The organism is Streptomyces sp. NPDC026206 (genome assembly GCF_040638465.1).
GTDB lineage: Bacteria > Actinomycetota > Actinomycetes > Streptomycetales > Streptomycetaceae > Streptomyces.
The window spans coordinates 1-18857 of sequence record NZ_JBEZYL010000015.1 but is presented as its reverse complement, the minus strand read 5'-3'; the positions used below and the strand labels follow the sequence as shown (position 1 = coordinate 18857).

General features: G+C 71.0%; 18 protein-coding genes and 1 pseudogene. 5 read left to right on the top strand and 14 right to left on the bottom strand.

Going from position 1 to position 18857, the window contains the following annotated elements:
- Positions 1–57: 57 nt before the first annotated feature.
- On the top strand, positions 58–615 hold the full coding sequence (locus AB0F13_RS20635; RefSeq protein ID WP_362084066.1) for a quercetin 2,3-dioxygenase: 558 nt from the start codon (positions 58–60) through the stop codon (positions 613–615).
- On the opposite strand, the gene AB0F13_RS20630 is transcribed toward AB0F13_RS20635, so the two are convergent.
- Positions 530–1846 (bottom strand): serine protease, encoded by a 1317-nt coding sequence (locus AB0F13_RS20630; RefSeq protein ID WP_362084063.1) that lies wholly within the window; start codon positions 1844–1846, stop codon positions 530–532. The two genes, AB0F13_RS20635 and AB0F13_RS20630, sit on opposite strands and share 86 nt — an antisense overlap.
- Positions 1847–1865: 19 nt before the next feature.
- The gene (locus tag AB0F13_RS20625) at positions 1866–2096 is read right to left on the bottom strand and encodes a CU044_2847 family protein (protein ID WP_362084060.1); all 231 of its coding nucleotides are present in this window, start codon (positions 2094–2096) and stop codon (positions 1866–1868) included.
- A gap of 436 nt (positions 2097–2532) precedes the next feature.
- On the opposite strand from AB0F13_RS20625, the gene AB0F13_RS20620 reads away from it, so the two are divergent.
- The gene (locus AB0F13_RS20620) at positions 2533–3606 is read left to right on the top strand and encodes a magnesium and cobalt transport protein CorA (RefSeq protein WP_362084057.1); all 1074 of its coding nucleotides are present in this window, start codon (positions 2533–2535) and stop codon (positions 3604–3606) included.
- 100 nt (positions 3607–3706) lie between these two features.
- Here AB0F13_RS20620 and AB0F13_RS20615 read toward each other — a convergent pair whose 3' ends face one another.
- Complete coding sequence (locus AB0F13_RS20615; protein ID WP_362084054.1) at positions 3707–4222, bottom strand: GNAT family N-acetyltransferase; 516 nt, start codon at positions 4220–4222, stop codon at positions 3707–3709.
- 510 nt (positions 4223–4732) lie between these two features.
- Between AB0F13_RS20615 and AB0F13_RS20610 the strand changes: the two genes are divergently transcribed.
- The gene (locus AB0F13_RS20610) at positions 4733–5182 is read left to right on the top strand and encodes a peptidoglycan-binding protein (RefSeq protein WP_362084051.1); all 450 of its coding nucleotides are present in this window, start codon (positions 4733–4735) and stop codon (positions 5180–5182) included.
- Between the two features lie 177 nt (positions 5183–5359).
- Here AB0F13_RS20610 and AB0F13_RS20605 read toward each other — a convergent pair whose 3' ends face one another.
- From AB0F13_RS20605 to AB0F13_RS20585, 5 genes are all read right to left on the bottom strand, one after another.
- Complete coding sequence (locus tag AB0F13_RS20605; protein WP_362084048.1) at positions 5360–6598, bottom strand: MFS transporter; 1239 nt, start codon at positions 6596–6598, stop codon at positions 5360–5362.
- Positions 6595–7824 carry an ATP-grasp domain-containing protein gene (locus AB0F13_RS20600; protein ID WP_362084045.1) on the bottom strand — a complete coding sequence of 410 codons (1230 nt, stop codon included), beginning with the start codon at positions 7822–7824 and terminating at the stop codon, positions 6595–6597. The genes AB0F13_RS20605 and AB0F13_RS20600 overlap by 4 nt, the downstream gene beginning before the upstream one ends.
- Before the next feature lie 116 nt (positions 7825–7940).
- The gene (locus AB0F13_RS20595; protein ID WP_362084042.1) at positions 7941–9113 is read right to left on the bottom strand and encodes a peptidogalycan biosysnthesis protein; all 1173 of its coding nucleotides are present in this window, start codon (positions 9111–9113) and stop codon (positions 7941–7943) included.
- Between the two features lie 109 nt (positions 9114–9222).
- Positions 9223–10119 carry a homocysteine S-methyltransferase family protein gene (locus tag AB0F13_RS20590; RefSeq protein ID WP_362084039.1) on the bottom strand — a complete coding sequence of 299 codons (897 nt, stop codon included), beginning with the start codon at positions 10117–10119 and terminating at the stop codon, positions 9223–9225.
- A complete protein-coding gene (locus AB0F13_RS20585) occupies positions 10116–10910 on the bottom strand; it encodes a hypothetical protein (RefSeq protein ID WP_362084036.1) in 795 nt (264 codons plus the stop codon). The genes AB0F13_RS20590 and AB0F13_RS20585 overlap by 4 nt, the downstream gene beginning before the upstream one ends.
- A gap of 543 nt (positions 10911–11453) precedes the next feature.
- Here AB0F13_RS20585 and pip point away from each other — a divergent pair.
- Complete coding sequence (pip, locus tag AB0F13_RS20580) at positions 11454–12458, top strand: prolyl aminopeptidase (RefSeq protein WP_362084033.1); 1005 nt, start codon at positions 11454–11456, stop codon at positions 12456–12458.
- A gap of 80 nt (positions 12459–12538) precedes the next feature.
- Here the strand turns inward: pip and AB0F13_RS20575 are convergent, their stop codons facing one another.
- The 6 genes from AB0F13_RS20575 to AB0F13_RS20550 form a co-directional block, all read right to left on the bottom strand.
- Positions 12539–12865, bottom strand: a complete 327-nt coding sequence (locus AB0F13_RS20575) for a hypothetical protein (protein WP_362084031.1) — start codon at positions 12863–12865, stop codon at positions 12539–12541.
- The gene (locus tag AB0F13_RS20570) at positions 12862–13029 is read right to left on the bottom strand and encodes a hypothetical protein (RefSeq protein WP_362084028.1); all 168 of its coding nucleotides are present in this window, start codon (positions 13027–13029) and stop codon (positions 12862–12864) included. The genes AB0F13_RS20575 and AB0F13_RS20570 overlap by 4 nt, the downstream gene beginning before the upstream one ends.
- 444 nt (positions 13030–13473) lie before the next feature.
- The gene (locus tag AB0F13_RS20565) at positions 13474–14703 is read right to left on the bottom strand and encodes an MFS transporter (protein ID WP_362084025.1); all 1230 of its coding nucleotides are present in this window, start codon (positions 14701–14703) and stop codon (positions 13474–13476) included.
- 489 nt (positions 14704–15192) lie between these two features.
- Positions 15193–16116, bottom strand: a complete 924-nt coding sequence (locus tag AB0F13_RS20560; RefSeq protein WP_362084022.1) for an RNA polymerase sigma-70 factor — start codon at positions 16114–16116, stop codon at positions 15193–15195.
- Between the two features lie 159 nt (positions 16117–16275).
- Positions 16276–16749, bottom strand: a complete 474-nt coding sequence (locus AB0F13_RS20555; protein ID WP_362084019.1) for a carboxymuconolactone decarboxylase family protein — start codon at positions 16747–16749, stop codon at positions 16276–16278.
- Between the two features lie 194 nt (positions 16750–16943).
- A complete protein-coding gene (locus tag AB0F13_RS20550) occupies positions 16944–17696 on the bottom strand; it encodes a hypothetical protein (RefSeq protein WP_362084016.1) in 753 nt (250 codons plus the stop codon).
- Between the two features lie 624 nt (positions 17697–18320).
- Between AB0F13_RS20550 and AB0F13_RS20545 the strand changes: the two are divergent.
- Positions 18321–18608: pseudogene (locus tag AB0F13_RS20545) on the top strand (3-beta hydroxysteroid dehydrogenase); the annotation flags it as partial.
- Positions 18609–18857: the final 249 nt, after the last annotated feature.

The window sequence follows — 18857 nt, the reverse complement described above, 5'->3', positions numbered from 1 at the left end:
GATCTCTCATGTCAGGCTACCTGACGTTCCTGGTGGGGTCGATCCAAGGAGAAGTGCATGACCATCGAGCACGCCACCCGCTACCGGCGAGCCTCGCGCATTCCCGCCGAACCGGGCCGGCCCTACTTCATCGAGAAGGGCGAGGGGGACCGCGCCCATCTGTTCGGCGACCTGATCACCGTCTACGCCGGCGGCGAGCAGACCGAGAACACCTTCAACTTCTTCACCGTCGAAGGCCCCAAGGGCGACCTCATCCCAGCTCATCTGCACACCGACACCCATGAGGTCTTCTACATCACCCAGGGCGCGGTCCGGCTGTTCGTCGAGGACACCGAGGGCAACCAGCAGGAGAAGCTGCTCACCCCCGGCGACTTCGGCTTCGTACCCAAGAACTGCCGGCACGCCTACCGCATGGAGCGCCACCACAGCCAGGTCGTCGGCGTCGCCGCCGGCCCCGGAGCCACCTTCGAGCGGTTCTTCGAAAACCTCGGCGTGCCTGCGGAACAGCTGGGCCTGCCGCACGAGCCCGTCATCCCGGAACCCCACAAGTTCGCGAGTGTCCCCGAGCAGTACGACGTCCGCTTCCTGCCCGGCCACCAGTGGCGGACCCGGTGACGGCAACCGGCCCCGTGCTGCGCCAACCGTTCGCCGCGATCACCGCCACGCCGGTGGGGCGGGCGGCGAGGACCACCTGGGGTGGCGCGGCGACCCGCGACCGACCGGGCCGCGGCCCACCACCTGCTCGACCAGGGCGTCGGCGGCGTCCGGCGAACAGCAACACCTCGAACTGATCGATGATCAGGAGGAGCTGAGTCGTTCCGGAGTGGGTGAGCAGTTCCCTGACAACGGGCGCGGCCGCCCCCTCCCGCAGACGGCCGGCGAGCCGGTCGAGCTGTTCGAGCTGTTCGAGCCGCTCGGTGACGCCGCCCGGCGCGTCGAGCAGCGGCAGAAGGGCGGAGGCGAGCATGTCCTCCACCCGCAGGGCGGGCTCCGGGACCAGCGAGGCGATGCTGTAGTCCCCGCGCCTGCGCAGCTCGGGGACGAGACCGGCGTGGACGAGCGACGACTTGCCGACCCCGAATACCTCGATGACCGGGACGACCGACGACGTGGTGACCGCTTCCGTCAGCGCCTTGATCTGCTCACACCGCCCGAAGTCGTGGGCGGCGTCCTGCTCCCGGAACGACTCCAGCCCGCGGAACGGAGACGGCAGCGCGGCATGGCGGCGCAGTTCGGGGTGGACCTCGAACAGGACGCCGGCGGTGATGGCGTAGGCCGCCCGCTGGAGGAACCGCCGGTCGGTGGCGACGACCATGCCGACCACGCCCTTGAACCGCTCGTCCCACAGTGGCGTGCCGCTGAAGTCCTGCCGGATCTCGCAGGCGCCGGTGCTCTCGATCTGCAGCCAGCCCCGGCCGCGGTCGTCCACGATCGTGCCGAGCGACCAGACGCCCTCGTCGTCGCCGGCCGGGAAACCGAAGGCCCGGAACGGGTGGCCGCGCTCCGTCTCCACGTCCAGCAGCCGCACGGGCTCGGCCCCGGGCGGCGGATCCTCGTCGAGCGTGAGGACGGCGAGGTCACCGGAGCCGTCCACCGTGACGGGGACGTGCGTGACGAGCCGGGCGGTCTGCCGGCGGGCCGCCCGCCCGGCGAGCGGAAAGTCCGGATCGACGGTCAGCCCCGCCGCCAGCGGGCTCCGTTCCGGCTCCCCGGCGACGGCCGACACGACGTGCCCGCAGGTGAGTACGGTCCGCGGGCCGGCCAGAAAGCCGGCGCCCTGCGGCGCGGCCCGCGCGCCGCGCGACCACAGGCGCGCGACCCCGGGGTTGGGCACGGGTCCGGGCACCGGCTACGCCCCTCGCGCCTCAGCCCGTCACGGCGCCGTTGCAAACGGCGACGGCCCGGGTGACAGGCACGGCCTCCGGCCGCTGCCTGTCCCATTCCAGGGTGAGGGTGAGCGACCCCTCTCCGGCGGTCTTGGCGAGGAAGACGCCCGCCTCCGCCGACAGCTTCAGCCCGAGCTCCAGAGTGATCCTGTCCGGTTGCCGCGGCAGGTCCGCCACCTTGCCGAGCACCGCGTGCGCGGCCTCCCGCACACTCTCTCCGTCATCCGGTTCGGGTCGGCCAGGAACCCACCGGCTGCGCTGCCGGCCATTCACCGCAGGGCAGGCTCCACCAGCACCTGGCCTTCTCACGGTGCGGTGGCCCGCAGGGCCGGCCTCGGCGCCCCACCACCTGGCGTTGGTCCGGACGGGCGTGCAGCACCGGACACTCGGTGGCGCGGCCGTACGCCGGGCAGTACGGACGGGCTCGGCGAACAACAGGCGCCAGGTACCGGTGGAAGTGGCTGCGAACAGCGGAGTGACGTTCCGACGCGCAGCGGCTCCGTCCGCCGGGTGCCGGTCTCCGGGTAGCCGTGAGGGCATTCTGGCCTCATCGGACGAGCATCCATTGCTGTGAGGCGTGTACGGCTCGCTACGCCGCCGGTGGGCAACGGGTGGCGCACGCCGGCTGGGCGCGAGGAGGAAGGCCATGATTGTCGACTGCGCACACTATCGCGACGGGCGCCGGCAGCACGAAGGCGCGATGCCTCTGGAGCAGGCGGCCGCGCGCTGCACGCAGGGCGGGTTCGTCTGGCTGGGCATGTTCGAACCGGCTCCCGAGGAACTCGCCCGGGTGCGCGAGTGCTTCGGACTGCACGAACTCGCCGTCGAGGACGCCCGGGCCTTCCACCTGCGGCCGAAGGCCGAGCAATACGAGGACGGCACCGAGCTGATCATTCTGCGCACCGCGCGCTACGACGACGAGCGCGAGGAGATCGACACCGGCGAGATCAGCATCTTCCTCGCCGAACACTTCGTGATCACTGTTCGCCAGGGCATCGCCAGCGAGCTGCGCGGTGCCCGCAGCCGACTCGAACGCCGCCCGGAACTGCTGCGGACCGGCAGCGCCTCAACGCTGTGGGCAATCCTCGACCAGGTCGTCGACAGCTACGCGCCAGTCGTCGGGGAACTCGAACACGACATCGAGCAGATCGAGGCCACAGTGTTCTCCGGGACGGTCGCTCCGACCGAACGGATCTACTCCCTGCGCCGTGAGGCCACCGACTTCTACCGCGCCGTGCACCCGCTCCTCGCTGTGCTCACCCGACGGCTACAGCCCGGCAAGTCACCGGCCGAACTCCTGCCCTACTTCCGCGACGTGCACGACCATCTGCTGCTGGTCAACGAGGAGGTCGCCGCCCAGCGTGACCTGTTGGCCACCGTCCTCGAAGCGAACATCGCGGTGATCTCCGTCGAGCAGAACAAGATCAATCTTCGGCAAAGCGCCACGATGGAGCAGCTCACGATCCTCGCGACCGTATTTCTCCCGCTGTCCTTCGTAGTCGGATTCTTCGGGCAGAACTTCGACTGGCTGGTCGGACACATCAGCAGCTTCACGGCGTTCCTCGCCCTCACCATCGTCGGACTGCTGCTGCCGTGCCTGCTGCTGTACGCCTGGCTGCACCGGCGACGCCGCCACCCGGCACCGCCGATGCCGGAGGTGAGCAACGCCCTCCCGCACTCCCCGGCAGCCCCCAGGGGTGAGAACGGCACCGCCGAGTGAGGACTTCGACTCCGGCACCACCGGGAGCGTCCGGCCCCTGGCCAGTCCCCGCCCGGGTCGCGGCGGCGGGCGGCGGCAAACCGCCAACCCGCCCCCGCGCCTACCGTTGGGCCGGATCCGTCTCCGTGGCCCGGAACCGGGTCAGGTTCTGCTCGGAGCTCACCCGCTGGAAGCCGGCCTTCTCCAGTACCCGGACCGACGGCGGGTTGGACGGTTCCACGGTGGCGTACACCGTGTGAACGCCTGGCGCGGTCAGAGCGAATTCCGTCAGAGCCCGGGTTGCCTCGGGGGCGTAACCGCGTCCGCGACGGGTGGCCACGATTCCGTAGCCGATTTCGAGTTCGCCGTCGGCGGGCGGCCAGAACAGACCGACCGAGCCGACGACCAGGCCGCTGTCGCGCTCGATGACCTGACGGTGGCCGTACTCACCGAGCCATCCGGCGTGCTCGGTGAAGAGCCCCGCGATGACCTGGTCGCCTTCCGCGGGGAAGTCGACGGCCCAGTGGGCGAGCCGGGTCCCGTGCAGGACGGCATCGACCTCAGCGGTGGACCACGACCGCAGGACGAGACGCTCGGTGAACAGATCTACGTCGGTTGGTGAGAGGAAAGAAGACACGTGACACTCCTGGTCGTTCGTACGACCCGGACCACGCTCTAACAGTGCGCGGACCAGGCACGGGCATGCTGAACACAGCCGACGGCAGCCATATTCATCAACCTCCCTTGCCACACCGTGATCACGCGTCTCTCGCGCCAGGCGACGCTATTCATGACTCCCTGGGCATGGCAACCTCTTTTCGCTCCCCATCCCGGTCCGGCCATGAACGGGCCTTTCACGTCTCAAGCTGCCTCGTTCCGGACGCGGACGGCAGCAGGAAGAGGGCCGTCGCCATGCCCCCGGCGACCACGGCCCCACCGGACGGCGGTTCCCGCCCCGGTACGTGATGGGTCCGCCGCAGCCGTCCCGCCGCACCCCCACGGCGGACGACGTCCCAGCAAGTCAGCGCGTGGGACGTCCCACGAGTACGTCACTTCTGCGGCAACTGTGGCGGCACCTGCTCCCCGCCCGCAGTCTCGTTGCCGAGCCGGCCGGTGCGGTCGGCTCCGCCCATCGGAAGGGAAAACCATGCGAGCCTTCACCAGGACGCTCGTCAGTGTCACCACCGCCGTCGGGATTGCCGCCGGGAGCCTGGCGGCTGCGGGCACCAGCTTCGCGGAGTCCGCGCCGGCCATGAAGCCGGCGGCAAGATCCGAGGCCGTCGCCCACCTCGCGGCGGTCAACAACCTCGGCCTGAGCACCGCGGAGGCCATGAAGCTCCAGAGTGTGCTGAAGGCCTACTGGGGCTACAGCGGTGCGATCGACGGGCAGCTCGGCACCGGCAGCTGGCAGGCGATGCAACGCTTCCTCAAGCAGTCCTGGGGCTACACCGGTGCGATCGACGGAATCGTCGGAAGCGGCACGGTGAAGGCGTTGCAGCGCTGGCTGAAGAGCAACTGGGGCTACAGCGGTGCGATCGACGGAATCGCCGGATCGGGGACCAAGGCCGCGTTCAAGCGGTACGTCAACTCGCTCTAGGCCCAGAGCGAAAGACCCGTCACAGGCACCGGAGAACAGGCCCCACCACCTCCGGTGCATGTGATGCAAGGTGGAGGGTCGCCTTCGTACCGGGCCCACAAGGACGACCCCGACACCCACGGCTCGAGCGGCCCGGACGGTCCCCGGCCGTGCCGGTAACCGGCACGGCCGGGGCGGTCAGACCGGTGCCGGCGCCGTCGCCCCGGCGCGGGCGAGGAGGGCGCTGAGGAGGGTGCCCAGCAGGGCCACGGCCGCGAAGGCGATCCAGAACGCGGAGGCCGAGGCGACCAGCAGCCAGGATCCGGCGACCGGGACGACCACCGAGGCGAGGGACCAGGACGCCTGATAGACCGACATGCAGGTGGATTCCGTGCCGGGTTCCGCGAGGTCCGCGGCGTAGCCGTCGCTGGCCGGGGCGATCACGATCTCGCCGAGCGTGTACACCGTCATCGCGACCAGCGCGACGGCCACGGTGACCGCCGGCAGCACCGTGTCCCGCAGCGGGGCGATCAGCGCGAAGCCGAGGCCGGCCGCGGCGTACAGGGCGCCGCCGAGGAGCATCATCCGCGGGGCGGGGCGGTCCGCGGTGCGCTTGACCAGCGACTGCTGGAACAGCACGACGAGGCCGCCGTTCACGGCCAGCACGGTACCCGCCGCCCAGCCGTCCAGCCCGGCGTGGTCCACCAGGTACAGGCCGGTGAACATCGACACGACCGTGGCGCACACCGTGAAGCAGGTCTTGGCGGCGCTCAGCAGCGCGAAGCCCGGCAGGCGCAGCACCTGCAGAGCACCGCCACCGGCCATCCCTCGCTCCGCCTTCTCCTGGGCGGCCGGGGCCGCGGCGCCCGCCTGACCGCGCAGCCGCAGCAGCACCACAGTGGTGACGGCGAAGCTGGCCGCGTTGATCAGCACGATCACCCGAAGGCCGGTCGCGCTCTGCGCCGAGGCCAGCACGCCGCCGACCAGGGACCCCAGACACAGACCGATGTTCCGGGCCCAGCCGACGGTGCTGAACGCCCGCCGCGCCTCGGGGCCGCGCGCCAGTCGGGCGATCGTGGCGCCGAGCGAGACCCACACCGCCTTGTCCAGAACGGCGGACAGGACCAGCGCGCCCACGGCCACGGGGGCGGGCAGGGCCACCGCGTAGAGGACGAACAGCGGGGCACGCACGGCGTTGCCCGCGATGAGCGAGCGCATCGAGCCGTACGCCTGCACCAGGCGCCCCAGGGGCGCGCTCGCCACGATCAGCGCGAGGTTCGCCACCGTGAGCGCGGTGCCGACGGTTCCGACGCCCAGGTCCTGTACCCGTACGAAGTACAGCAGCGCGAACGGCATGAACATCCCCGAGCCCACCGCGTCGACGATCATCGCCGCCACGAAGAGCCGGGGCAGCGGCTTCTGCCCCGTCCCGCTCACGCGTCGGGCATCCTGGTCAGACCGAGGACGCCGAGCAGCCGGGAGTTCGCCTCGGAGAGCTGCGTGAGCAGGTCACCTCGGTCCGGGCCGCTGCCCAGGACGTAGCCGGACCGCCACCAGTTGGCGTCCACGCTGCCCAGGGTCGTACCGGGCGGCAGCAGGCGCTCGGCGTGCGAGACGAGCGGCAGCCCGTCGCGCACGCCCGCCATCGTGGGGGCGTCCGCGACGGTGCCGGTGGCCGCCACGAACTCCACCGCCGCCACCTGCGGCGTGCGGTCCGTCCGGGGGTGCGCGGGGTCCTGCGCGCCGAGGGCGATCGAGAGCGCGGCGTCGTACAGGTCCAGCCCGGTGGCCCGCAGCAGCACATCGCTGATCAGACCGCCGGCGGGACGGAATGCCGCCTCGATCAGGTGCCAGCGGTCGCCGTGGTGCTTGGCCTCCAGGTGCAGCACGGCGCTGTCGATGTCCAGCGCCGTCACCACGGTCTCCGCGAAGCGGGTTGCCGACGGGCCCAGTCCGGCCTGGATCGCGGGGTCGATCACGTGCCGGGTCTCCACGAACGACGGCGGCGCGGTGCAGGTCTTTTCGGTGACCCCCACGAACAGGGTGCGCCCGCCCGACACGACGACCTCCAGGGACACCTCGGGCCCCGGCACGAAGTGCTCGACGAGGGCCTGCGGCCGGCCGGTCGTGCTCATCACGGCCGAGATCGCGCCGGCGAGCTCCGCCGGGTCGGACACCCGGCGGATGCCGAGGCTGGCCGCGCCGTCGACGGGCTTGACGATGACCTCGCCGGACGGCGCCGAGCGCAGGAGTTCCGCGGCCTGGTCGGCGTCCGAGGTGAGGACGAAGGGGAGCTCCGCCCCGGTGCCGGCCAGTCGGCGGCGTACGTCGGCCTTGTGGGCCAGGTCCTCGGCCACGGCCACGCCGGCGCCGGGCAGGCCCCACTCCTTCGCGAGCCGGGCGGCGACCCGGGTGCCCCAGTCGGTCAGGGCCAGCACGCCGTCCACCCGGCCGGCGAGCGAGTCCAGCAGATGCAGATCGGGACCGGGGTCCTGGTGGTCCGTCAGGCGCCACGCGTAGTTTTCGGTGGCCAGGCGGTCGTAGCGGGAGTAGGCGGTCTCGTCCACGAGGATCGTGTCGACACCCCTGCGCTCCGCCGCTGCGAAGAATCGTTCACGCAGCGGTCCGATGCCGATGACCAGGACGGTGGGACGTGTGTTCAAGGCTACCTAAATCCTTCAGAAGTGGCAGGGGTGGCAGGAGGGACAGAGAGGGCAGGAGGAGTCCGAACGGCCGTGGCGCGCCCGGGACAGCCGCCGCTCGCGGGACGACAAGCCGGTCACGCGCGAGCGGCGAAGGCCGCGTCCGCACGACGCAGCAGTGCGCCGTGCGCGGCGGCGCCGGGCGGTACCGCGCTCAGCAGCGGCTGCGCCGTGGCCCCCCTGCGCAGTTTGGGGGTCCCCGTGCCGGTGCCGAGCAGCACCCGGGAGGCACCCATGCCGCGGGCCAGCCGCATGGGCAGGTGGTAGGCGACGTGGAAGTACGCGCCCATCTCTTCGCTGCCGGGGCCGAGCCCGACCATGCGCAGCAGGACGTCGCGGGTGCCCAGTGCCAGGGTGGCGCTCGCGACGGCCCGGCCGTCACGGTCGCGGACCAGCGCCACGCCGTAGCGGGGGCCGAAGGCGGTGCGCAGGCGCTCGTTCACGCGCAGCAGGCGGGCCGGGTCGCCGGGGATGCCGTGCTTCTCGTCCGCGCACGCCTCCAGCCACGCGACCTCCTGCTGGATCGCGTCGGTCACCATGTCGCCCCGGTGGATCTCGGCGGTCGCGCCGGCCGCGTCCAGGGACGCCGACTCCCGCCGTAACTGGCGGCGTCGGTCCGCAGGGAAGCGGGCGAGGTAGCCGGCCTCGTCCGCGCCGATGTCCTCGATCAGGAAGTACTGGTCGGTGACGCCCACGTGCCAGCCGCGTTCCCGCAGGACCGGCAGCACCGGGTCGGTCTCGTCGAGGTGGAGGAAGGTGAGCAGCCGGCCCTGGGCGTCCGCGTGGTCCTGCAGAGCGGTCACCAAGGCGTCCGCGTCGAAGGCGGGAGCGGCGGCACCCGAACCCTGGCCCCCCGCGCTGTCCGTGGCCCCGTCGAAGCCCGCGCCGTTCGCGGGGACCTGCACGGGGATGCGCGCGGGGAAGACGGACTGTCCGTACCCGAGGGCGCAGACGTTCAGCTGACGCAGCCCCTCGGCCCGGGCCTCCTCGAGGTCCGCCTCCGGCTGTGTCACGTCGCGGCCCGTACCGGCCACGACGTCGGTGCAGTTCATCCGGGGGAAGCCGGTGTGGTCGTCCTGAGTGCGCACCGCGCAGGCTGCGCCGGCGGCCGGGACCTCCAGGAAGTGCACGCCGTCCGCGGGCCACCGGTTCGCGGTGAGCCACGCGGTCGAGGCCCTGGGGTCCGCCGGATCGGTGTTCCAGTACCCGGCGGACAGGCCGTCCACCGTGCCGTACTCCCTGAGCGTCATCACGCCACCTCTCCCACTCCCTCGCGCACCTGCCCCCACCGCGCCCACGGGGCCTCCCCGCCTCGGAAAGCGTAGTCGAGGTGATCCTCCGGGCCATGCGCGAGGAATGTCACGAGTCCGCCCCCGCCAGGCGCTTGGCGGCCAGGGCGCTGATGTGCTCGGGTGCGGTTCCGCAGCAGCCGCCGACGAAGCTCAGCTCGAACTCCGTGGCCCAGCCGTGCGCCAGGTCGGCGAAGGCGGCGGGCGACAGCGCCGGGGGCAGGGAGTGCGTGCTGTGCTCCCACTCGTCGAGCGCCGCGCGGTCCTCCAGGTTCGGGTAGACGCCCACGGACGCGCCGAGGCCGGAGAGCAGTTCCAGGGCACGTGGAACGGCCGCGTGGGGCAGGCAGTTGACGGACACGGCGCTCGCGCCGGCCTCGACGCAGGCCCGTGCCGCGTCCCGCAGTGCGTCACCGTCGGGGAGCGTCGCCTCGTCGGTGACGACGAAGCTGACCCAGGCCGTCAATCCGCGCTCGACGGCGGCCTCGACGGCGATCACCGCCTCACGACGCGTGCACTGGGTCTCGACCAGGACGAGATCGGCCTCCGAGTCCGCCAGGATGCCGGCCATCCACCGGTGTTCGCGGCGCAGGGAGTCCAGGTCCGGGGTGAGGGCCGGGGTGTAGCAGTCCTCCACGGGGGCGACCGAGGCGGCAACCAGGGCGTGCGGCGCACCCGCGGCCCGGCGGGCCCGTACGGCGCAGCCCACGGCCCTGCGGACGTAACCGGCCCGCTCCGCCTCGGCCACGCCCATGCGGGACAGCGCCCGGGTGTTGGTGCGGAAGGTGTTGGCGGTGAGGATGTCGCTGCCGGCCCGCAGGAACTCCGCGTGGACGCTCCCCAGCGCGTCCGTGCCGGCCTCGTCACGCAGTGCCGCACTGGTGAGCCAGGGTTCGGCAACGGGAATTCCGGCTGCCTGCAGACCGGTTGCCGTACCGCCGTCGAGGATTCTCGGATGCGGACTCATACAAACTCCTCGCAATGTTCAACAGTATGCTGCGCAGCGCTCTGCGCGCGGCCCCACTCCAGAAATTCCGCAACCCATTCGGAAGGCATCAGATTGACCTTCTGATCGGCGAACGGGCGCTCCGAGGGGGCGATCCAGTCGTCGTCACCACGGCACGGAACGGAACCGTCCGCTCGGAGTATGTGCGGGCCGTAGTAGAACCAGGAAATCTGCCCGACGAACTCGTTGAGGACCGCTCCGTGGACCTCGGGGGAAAACATCCTCAGGTGTGCGTAGGCCACGGAGAGCTCGCCCCGGAGGTTGAACGGGGCCCGGACCAGATAATGCCCGAAGTAGTCGTGCGTGGCCCGCAGGATGTCGTTGTGGAGGGCCCGGGAACCGTCGATCTCGATGCCCGACCGCAGCAGGAGCGGGTTGTCCGGGTCCTCGTACCCCTCCGGGCCGTGCCCGTGCTCGGTGGGGTAGACGCACAGGTCCTCACCCGCGTCCAGGGCGTCGCAGAGCTCCCGGGACGTGCCGTAGGGCTGTCCGGGAGACCGGTATAAGCGGACCCTCACCCCCATGTCGGTCATGCAGGAGAGCTGAGCCCGTGCCTCGTCCGCCATCCGCAGGTACTGGCCGCGGACATCGGGATCGTTGGGCCGGTGCGATTGTTCGTGGAAACGGTTCGCTATCTTCCGGATCAGGCTCTCCGGAATATCGGAAGCGGTGAATACGGAATGTATTCGTCCGCTCTCCATATTGACGCGACGCAGGTAGGCCCGAGCTACCTCATGAACATTGACGACCATGCAGATACCCCCCGAAGGCGCCTGTTCGGAAAACGTTCCATTCATGCAGCCGTTACAAAGTCCATCATGATCGTCGGCGCTCGATTCTACAAGTCGCACATACGGGACATCGCAGGTATACGGGGACTAAAAAATTGGTCGACATCATGCCGGGAATGCGCTACCGGGGGGTTTATCCTGGTGTAAATCGAATCGATTCACGAATCTTTCACAAGTGGATTGTCTGATTGCCGGGCTCCGGCCGGAGCCGGGCCTGGGCCGCCGGGCCCCGGGGGCCGGGGGCCGGAGCCCGGGCGCGCGTCGATCACGGCAGCGCAGTCACGCGACCCGCGCGCCCCCGGCGCCCCACGCGCCTCCCGCGGCGCGCTCGTGGAGGCGGAAGAGTCCGAGCGGTTCGTCGACGCGGTACGGCTGCATCGCTCAAGCTGAGCGCTGCTTCCTGCAGAAGCGGGGCGGTGGTACATCCTGTTGTGCGGACGCGGTCGATCCTGCCTGCGAGTAGCCTCGCGAGGTTGCTGCCCACGCCTCCAGGATGAGACCGCCATGGCCCAGTTGTTCCCGCCCGTCGAGCCGTATGCGCAAGGCCTCCTCGATGTCGGCGAGGGTCAGCAGATCTACTGGGAGAGCAGCGGCAACCCCGACGGAAAGGCAGCCCTGGTGGTGCACGGCGGCCCCGGCAGCGGGGGTAGCCGCGGCGGCCGCAGAGTGTTCGACCCCGATGTCTACCGGATCGTTCTGTTCGACCAGCGCGGCTGCGGTGAGAGCCTGCCGCACGCCTCCGATCCGGCCGTCAGCCTGGAGCACAACACCACCGAGCACCTGATCTCCGACATGGAGCGGCTGCGCGAGCACTTGGGCATCGAGCGCTGGCTCCTGTACGGCGGCTCCTGGGGCTCGACGCTGATTCTCGCCTACGCCGAGCGCTGGCCCGAGCGGGTCTCCGAGATCGTCATCGCCGGTGTCACCATGACCAGGCCCGAGGAAACCGACTGGCTCTACCGCGGTGTCGGACGCCTGCTCCCCGGCCCCTGGGAGGCATTCCGCGACGCACTGCCGGAGGCCGACCGGAAGGGCAATCTCGTGGCTGCCTACAACAGGTTGCTGAACAGCCCCGACGAAACGCTCCGAGCCAAGGCAGCGCGTGACTGGTGCGCCTGGGAGGACGCCGTCATCGCCCACGAAGCACTTGGCAAGCCGGGCCAGTACAGCGGCAAGCCGGACGCTGCGCTCATGGCTTTCGTTCGTATCTGCGCGCACTACTTCGCGAACGACGCCTGGCTCGAGAACGGGCAGTTGCTGCGCCACGCACACCGGCTGGCCGGGATCCCGGGGATGTTGATCCATGGCCGACTGGACCTGGCCAGCCCGCTGAAGACCGCATGGGAGCTGGCCAAGGCGTGGCCGGACGCGGAGCTGAAGGTGATCGACGACTCGGGTCACACAGGCAGTTCCGCAATGCGGGACGCGCTCCTGGAGGCGACTGCACGATTCGGGGAGAACGGGAGCGGGACCGGCTCCGGCTCCGGCTCCGCCCGTAGTCACCACTGACGCTGTGTGCCTCGCGCGAGCCGCAGTTGGCCTCCCGCGCTCACACGCGTCCTTCTGTCAGGGGGCGACCACCCCATTCTTCACCTCAGCTTGGAGCGGTTGCCGCCCGGCCGCACCCGGCCTCCGGTCCGGCGCCGCCCCCGCTCCGGCAGCATCGACAGCTCCCGGTTCATCCACTGCCGCGCCTGTTCCCACGCCGTCTTGGCCAGCACCGACGTGACCGGCGCGGGCAGGGCGGCGCACGCGCGGCGGCATTGTGCGGCGCCGCAGTGCAGCGAGGACGCCTTCGTAGCGAGTTGCGGGTACTGCATTGTCTTGGGCGGCAGATAGACGCAGCCGCACATCACGCAGGTGAATACCGGCCGCATCTGCTCATCCCGTCCTGTGACGGTTCCGTCTTCACTCATCCCGAGACCTTTCCTGTACCGGAGCACTGGGAGCAGGACGAGGTGAAATCGTGTGTGGCGTGCACCTGTTTGCCGTTCGCATCCAGCTCCACGGTGTGTTGTTGCTTGTCGGTCAGCCCGGTGCCATCGCACGCACAGCAGTTCTGCTCCTGACCGCCGGTCATCCGCGCACCTCCAGTTCACCACCCACGTGGCCGAGGCTAGCGCGCGCGGACAGCCCGGGGCAGCCCGCCCGAAGAGACCGCCTCAAGAGCGCCGGGTGGCCCGGGGGGCAGGCCGACAGCCGTCGTTCCCAAGGCGCCTCCGTCAGCGTCACTCGCGTCGGCAGCACGCCGGGCACGCACCGGCCCGCCTGGCTGCCCGTCGGCACCGGACAGCCGAAGGAGGTCGCACAAGCCTGAGCGTCTGTGTGCCGGTGCCGGTGCCGGCCCGGCAGACGAGCAGGACCAGGACGGCGGACCCGCCTGTGCACCGGCCGATGCGCGCCTGCTCCCGCCGTGCGCGGCAGGCGCGCGTCGGCGGCAGGCGGCGCCCGCGCCGACTCTTGCTGAGCCGGAAGTCCGGCCAGGGGGCTTCGCCGGAGCGGATCCGGGCGAGACCCGACCGGCTCAGACGGTCTGCGCGACGGCGGATGGGGGGACCGGCTCGCGGCGCGTTCCCGCCGCCCACCGCGTCACCGGCCCCAGCGCGTACGACGCACCCAGGAACAGTCCACCGAGCAGCAGCCAGCCCATCGCACCCATCCCCACCAGCAGCGCGGTGAGCATGAGCGGCCCGAGCGTGCGCGCGACGGTCACGCCGGTGCCGAAGAAGCCCTGGTACTCGCCGATGTGCCCAGCAGGTGCCAGACCGAAGCCGAGTTGCCAGGAACCGGCAGACTGGAGCATCTCGGCGGCGACCAGGAGCACCGACCCGCCGACCAGGACGGTGACCGCGACCCAGGGTGAACTCCCAGCTGAGAGGGCGAATATCCCGCAGGTCACGAGCATGAGTGCGCCGGACCGGCGGATGGCACGGGCGGCGGTGGCGAGCCCGGTGACCGAGCGGGCGGTGCGGACCTGGAAGAGCATCACGGCACCGGTGTTGAGCAGGAAGAGCGCGGAGACAAGCCATTCGGGGGCGTCGGTTCGCTCGGTGATCCACAGCGGCAGGCCGAGGCTGAGCAGCGGCATCCGCAACAGCAGCACGGCGTTGAGGAGCGTGACGACCGCGTACGGCCGGTCCCGCAGGACTTCGAACTTCGCTCCCCGGACAGCGGGCACCGGCGCGACGGCCGGCAGCCGCAGCAGGACGAGTGCGCAGAGCAGAAAACTCAGGGCGTCGATCGCGAAGACGCCGAGATACGCCGACCTGGTCCCCGCGGACAGCGCGAGCCCGCCGAGTGCGGCGCCCACGGCAAGGCCCGCATTGAGCGTCGACTGCAGGTGGGCGAGAACACCGGTGCGCTCCTCCTCGGCCACCAGGCCCGCGAGCAGCGCCTGCCGGGCGGCTGCGAGGCCCGACTGCGCGGTGGCGTAGAGGCAGGCTGCCGCGAGGAACGGCAGGAAGTCCCGTACGACCAGGAAGGACGCGACCGCGGCGCCGGTCGCGAGGGCGAGTAGCACCGCCGTGCCCCGCGGGCCCCGGCGGTCCGCGACCCGCCCGAGCGGCACCCCGGCGACCGAGCCGACCGCCCAGGCCACGGTGAGACCGAGACCGATCCTGGCGGGTGCGAGACCGACAACATGGGTGAAGTAGAGGGTTGAGGTGACGTAGTACGCGCCGTCGCCCAGGGAGTTGGTCAACTGGGCCAGAGCAAGAGTTCGTTGGGGTCCGGCGGGCGACAGCAGGTTTGGCATGTCTATGACGGTACGCAGATATCGGCTCCCCTGTGTAGGACAATGAGGCGCCTTGCACTTGGGCCACTTCAGGGGCGAGGGTGAGGGTGAAGGTGAGAGTCCTTGCTCATGGCCTCGCCAGGAGGGTGGCCGCTTCGGGCGCCCCGGCCGGTACCGCGCCCATGGGATGCCCGCCCGGAGCGCCGGGCCCACAGTGATCACGTTCTGCCCGTAGCCGTCGCGGTGGTGCAGCACGTACTCCCCTCCCAGCAGCGGTACTGCCAGCCGAGCGGGCGGATGGGCTGGTCGTCGACGGCATCGCCGGCAAGCAGACCAAGGCCGCGCTGATCGCCGGGGGATCGGTGCCCTCTCCGCAGCCGTTCGTCATCCAGCGGCCGGCCGCTGGTAAGGCGACGCCGCCGAGCCTGTACGACAAGGTCAGGGACGGGGCGTGTAGTGCCCTCGGCGAGGGAACGGGCGTGAACGAGCCGGCCTGCACCATTCCCGAGGTCAGTTCGGCTGCCGGCGGGCCTGCTTCATCTCGCGGTGGATGGCCCAGGCGTCGGCGACCGGCCCGAGGTGGCCGAGCTTGTCGGGATTGTTCACCCCGCGGATGGTCTGAATCTGCCCGTCGAGCACTTCGAGCACCATGGTGTGGAGCACCTTGCCGCCCCGGTCGCGGAAGACAGCGCCGGGCTGGCCGTTGACCTCGTGCGGCTCGAACGTCACGTCGATCCGGATCAGCCAGGGGAAGGCCGCGCCCAGCACCCGGGCCACGTTCTCCGCGCCCATGACGGCCTTGGCCAGCTGCGGGGCCTTGCCGCCGCCGTCCCCGACCAGTTGCACGTCGGCGGCCAGCAGATTCTGCAGCCCGCCCACATCGCCGTTCTTCAGCGCGTCGAAGAACCTCGTCGCCAGCTCCTGCCGCTCCTGACGGTCCGCCGCGAACCGCGGCCGCCCGGCCTCCATATGCCGCCGCGCCCGCACCACCAGCTGCCGGCATGCCGCCTCCGAACGCCCCACCGCCGCGGCGACCTCGTCGAACCCGAAGGCGAACACCTCCCGCAGCACGAAAACCGCCCGCTCCAGCGGGCTGAGCCGCTCCAGCAGCAGCAGCGCCGCCATCGACACCGAGTCGGCCAGCTCCACCGACCGCGCCGGGTCCTGATACGGATCGCTGAGCAGCGGCTCGGGGAACCACGGTCCGACGTACTCCTCCCGCCGCACCCGCGCGGAGCGCAGTACATCGATCGAGATCCGTGTCACCGCGGCCGACAGAAAAGCCTTGGTCGACGTGGGCCGGGTCGCCGAGCCGTCAAAGCGCAGCCATGTCTCCTGCACCGCATCCTCGGCCTCACCCACACTGCCCAGAATCCGATAGGCGATCGAAAACAGCAGCGGCCGCAGCTCCTGGAACTCCTCGACCTTGCTCACGCCGACTCCCCTCCTCCGGGAACCTTGCCACCCGGCCGTACTCGCCGGCGCAGGCACCTTCTGTTGATCATCCGGACCAGCCGCAGGCCAGAGTAAATGCCCCCGAGCCCAGGGGCCCGGAGCCCGCTGCCGGGCCCCGAGCCAGTTGCTGATGCCGTTTCAGTGAAACTGCCCGACCTCGTAGTTGCCGGCCGGCTGCCGGGTGATGATGTTCGCCCGGTTCACCATGTTCATGAAGGAGACCAGCATCACCAGGGCGGCGAGCTGCTCCTCGTCGTAGTGCTTCGCGGCGTACGCCCACACCTCGTCGCTGACCCCGCCGGCCGCATCCGCGACCCGGGTCCCCTCCTCCGCCAGCTCCAGCGCGGCACGCTCGGCCTCGGTGAAGACCGTGGCCTCCCGCCACGCCGCCACCAGGTTCAGCCGCACCGAGGTCTCGCCGGCAGCGGCGGACTCCTTGGTGTGCATGTCGATGCAGACGGCGCAGCCGTTGATCTGACTCACGCGAAGCGCCACCAGTTCCTGCGTCGCGGCCGGCAGCGGCGAGTCCTTGATCACCTTGCCCGCCGACATGAAGTACTTGAGGGCCTTGCCGGCGGTCGGGTCGGCGAAAAAGTTCAGTCGCGGGTCCATGGTGTGCTCCTCTGTGGTCGTCAGTGGCTACACCCCTGAGACGGGGTAGCCCGAAACCCTGTGACATGGAGGAATGTGAACTGCGTCTCCCCGCCGATGCGGCGCCGGGGAACGAAGAGCAAGCGGACACTGCCCCCGTGGCGCAGAAGCGAGCCCGGCCGCCCCGTGGGTACACGCTGAGTCACTTCGCTGAGTCAGTGAACTCTGCTGAGGCACAGCGTGTGGCCGTTCGCGCTGTACTTCGGGTCGCCGATGTAGGGGATCTCCGGGCCGTCCGCCTTACAGGTGTCGCCCGGGCCGGTCAGTTCCTGTGACACCCGGTACTGGTCCGGGGAGGAGCCGCAGACGACCGCTTCCAGGTCCTGCGCGGGCCAGGTCGAATTGTTGCGCACGCAGTCACCGACGGACAGTTGATCCGGTTTCGCGTCACCGGCGATCAGGCCGATCACCATCAGCAGCGGCACTGCCAGTACCACCAGGGCGATCGGGAGGGCGAACACCAAGGCTGCCGGACGCAGGAGAACCCGCTTCCCGGGGTCCAGCGGTCGCTGCCGGCCGCCGGAGGGCGGGCCGAGACGGCGGAACACCGGCCGGGGGCCCAGCACGTTGGCCAGCACGGTGATCGGAGTGAAGATCAGGGAGAGGGGGCTCCACCAGCCCTGGTAGAGGGTGTCGGCGGTCATCTTGCGGTGCAACGACGTACCGCACGAGCCGCAGAACACCCCCGAGCGCTTCAGGAAGCGCATGAGGACGACCATCCCCTGATGGCCCCGCACGGTGGCCCGGACAGCCGGCACACCACCGCATATCTCGCAGGACAGCGCCTCGCCGACAGGGGAATGCTGCCCCCGGACCGCCGCCGGCGGATAGGTGCCGGGCGAAGAGTACGGCTGCCCGTACGGCTGGTTGGGGTACGGGTACGGGTGCGGGCCCGGCGGGTTGGCCACGGAACAATTCCTTGATGATCGGCACTCTGGCAACGGGCACCTTACCTGCGGTCCGGCGTGCGGCCCGCCTCTCCCCGCCGTCGAGGGCCGTTGGGGCCCTGTCAGGGCATCGAGGTCAGGGCATCGAGCTGCGCGGCGCCCCACGCCGCGTGGCGTTCGCCTCGTCCATGAACGCGTTACTGATGTCCGTAGTCGCCCAGTACGTGGGCCGGGACGATGTGCCCGAGGTCCTGGCCGGCCGGTTGGAGCGGCGCCTGGCGGCCCAGGGCGGCACGGCTGCCGTGACGGATCCGGTGGGCCGGCTGATCGGCCGGCGCCTGCCGCAGCGCCGTGGATGCGGCGACGTGCGGTGCGACGAGGGCCTGCGGCTGGACACCGGCGGTGCGTGCGCCACTTGCGAGGATGTCGTCAGCGACCGAGGACGTCGTCAGCGGCCACCGTGCTCCGCGGCACTACCTCGTGGCCGCGGTCGACGCGGAGATGCCCCGGGCCTCCGAGGTGGAGCGCCGCCGAAGCCGAGGCACCGACATCGCGCCGGAGCCGGAGCTGGAGCCGCTGCCGGTGGTCGTGCTGCCCGCGCCGTGCCCCGAGGCCGTCGTCCCGAAGCCGGAGCCGGAGCCGGGGGAGAGTGCTCCGGCCGGCTCCACGCTGCACGCGGTCGCGGTCGAGGGCGTGCCGATCCATGCCGTCGCCGAGGTGATCGGGCGGCACCTCGGCCTGCCCATGGCCTCGGTCTCCCCCGACGACGCGGCCGGGCACTTCAGCCGGCTCAGCCGGCCGGCCGGCTTCCTCGGCATGGACGGCCCCGCCTCAAGCGCGCACACCCGCGAACTGGTGGGGTGTCAGCCGACCCAGCCCGGGCTCATCGACGACCTCGACAAGGGCCACTACTTCGCCACCCCATCCGCCTGACCATCCGCACCGCCTGACCATCCGGCACCGACTGCCGACGCCGCCGCCGACCGCCGGGCCCTGTGCCCGGGTAGCGGACCCAACCGGCTGGTCGCGGCTGCTGAGGAGTGGCGCGAGCACGCCGACTACGCGGCCACCGGGATGCCGACTACGCGGCCACCGGGGCTGCCGACTACGCGGCCACGGATGCCGGCCACGGCGGCGGCGCGGCGCACCGGCGGCGGCGCGGCGCACCGGCGGCAGCGCGGC

Bases quoted from the DNA above. Each gene is read 5' to 3' on its own strand.
- AB0F13_RS20635 (WP_362084066.1), top strand. From the start codon at position 58: ATGACCATCGAGCACGCCACCCGCTACCGGCGAGCCTCGCGCATTCCC.
- AB0F13_RS20620 (WP_362084057.1), top strand. From the start codon at position 2,533: ATGATTGTCGACTGCGCACACTATCGCGACGGGCGCCGGCAGCACGAA.
- AB0F13_RS20610 (WP_362084051.1), top strand. From the start codon at position 4,733: ATGCGAGCCTTCACCAGGACGCTCGTCAGTGTCACCACCGCCGTCGGG.
- AB0F13_RS20595 (WP_362084042.1), bottom strand. From the start codon at position 9,113: ATGACGCTCAGGGAGTACGGCACGGTGGACGGCCTGTCCGCCGGGTAC.
- AB0F13_RS20590 (WP_362084039.1), bottom strand. From the start codon at position 10,119: ATGAGTCCGCATCCGAGAATCCTCGACGGCGGTACGGCAACCGGTCTG.
- AB0F13_RS20585 (WP_362084036.1), bottom strand. From the start codon at position 10,910: ATGGTCGTCAATGTTCATGAGGTAGCTCGGGCCTACCTGCGTCGCGTC.
- pip (WP_362084033.1), top strand. From the start codon at position 11,454: ATGGCCCAGTTGTTCCCGCCCGTCGAGCCGTATGCGCAAGGCCTCCTC.
- AB0F13_RS20575 (WP_362084031.1), bottom strand. From the start codon at position 12,865: ATGAGTGAAGACGGAACCGTCACAGGACGGGATGAGCAGATGCGGCCG.
- AB0F13_RS20570 (WP_362084028.1), bottom strand. From the start codon at position 13,029: ATGACCGGCGGTCAGGAGCAGAACTGCTGTGCGTGCGATGGCACCGGG.
- AB0F13_RS20565 (WP_362084025.1), bottom strand. From the start codon at position 14,703: ATGCCAAACCTGCTGTCGCCCGCCGGACCCCAACGAACTCTTGCTCTG.
- AB0F13_RS20555 (WP_362084019.1), bottom strand. From the start codon at position 16,749: ATGGACCCGCGACTGAACTTTTTCGCCGACCCGACCGCCGGCAAGGCC.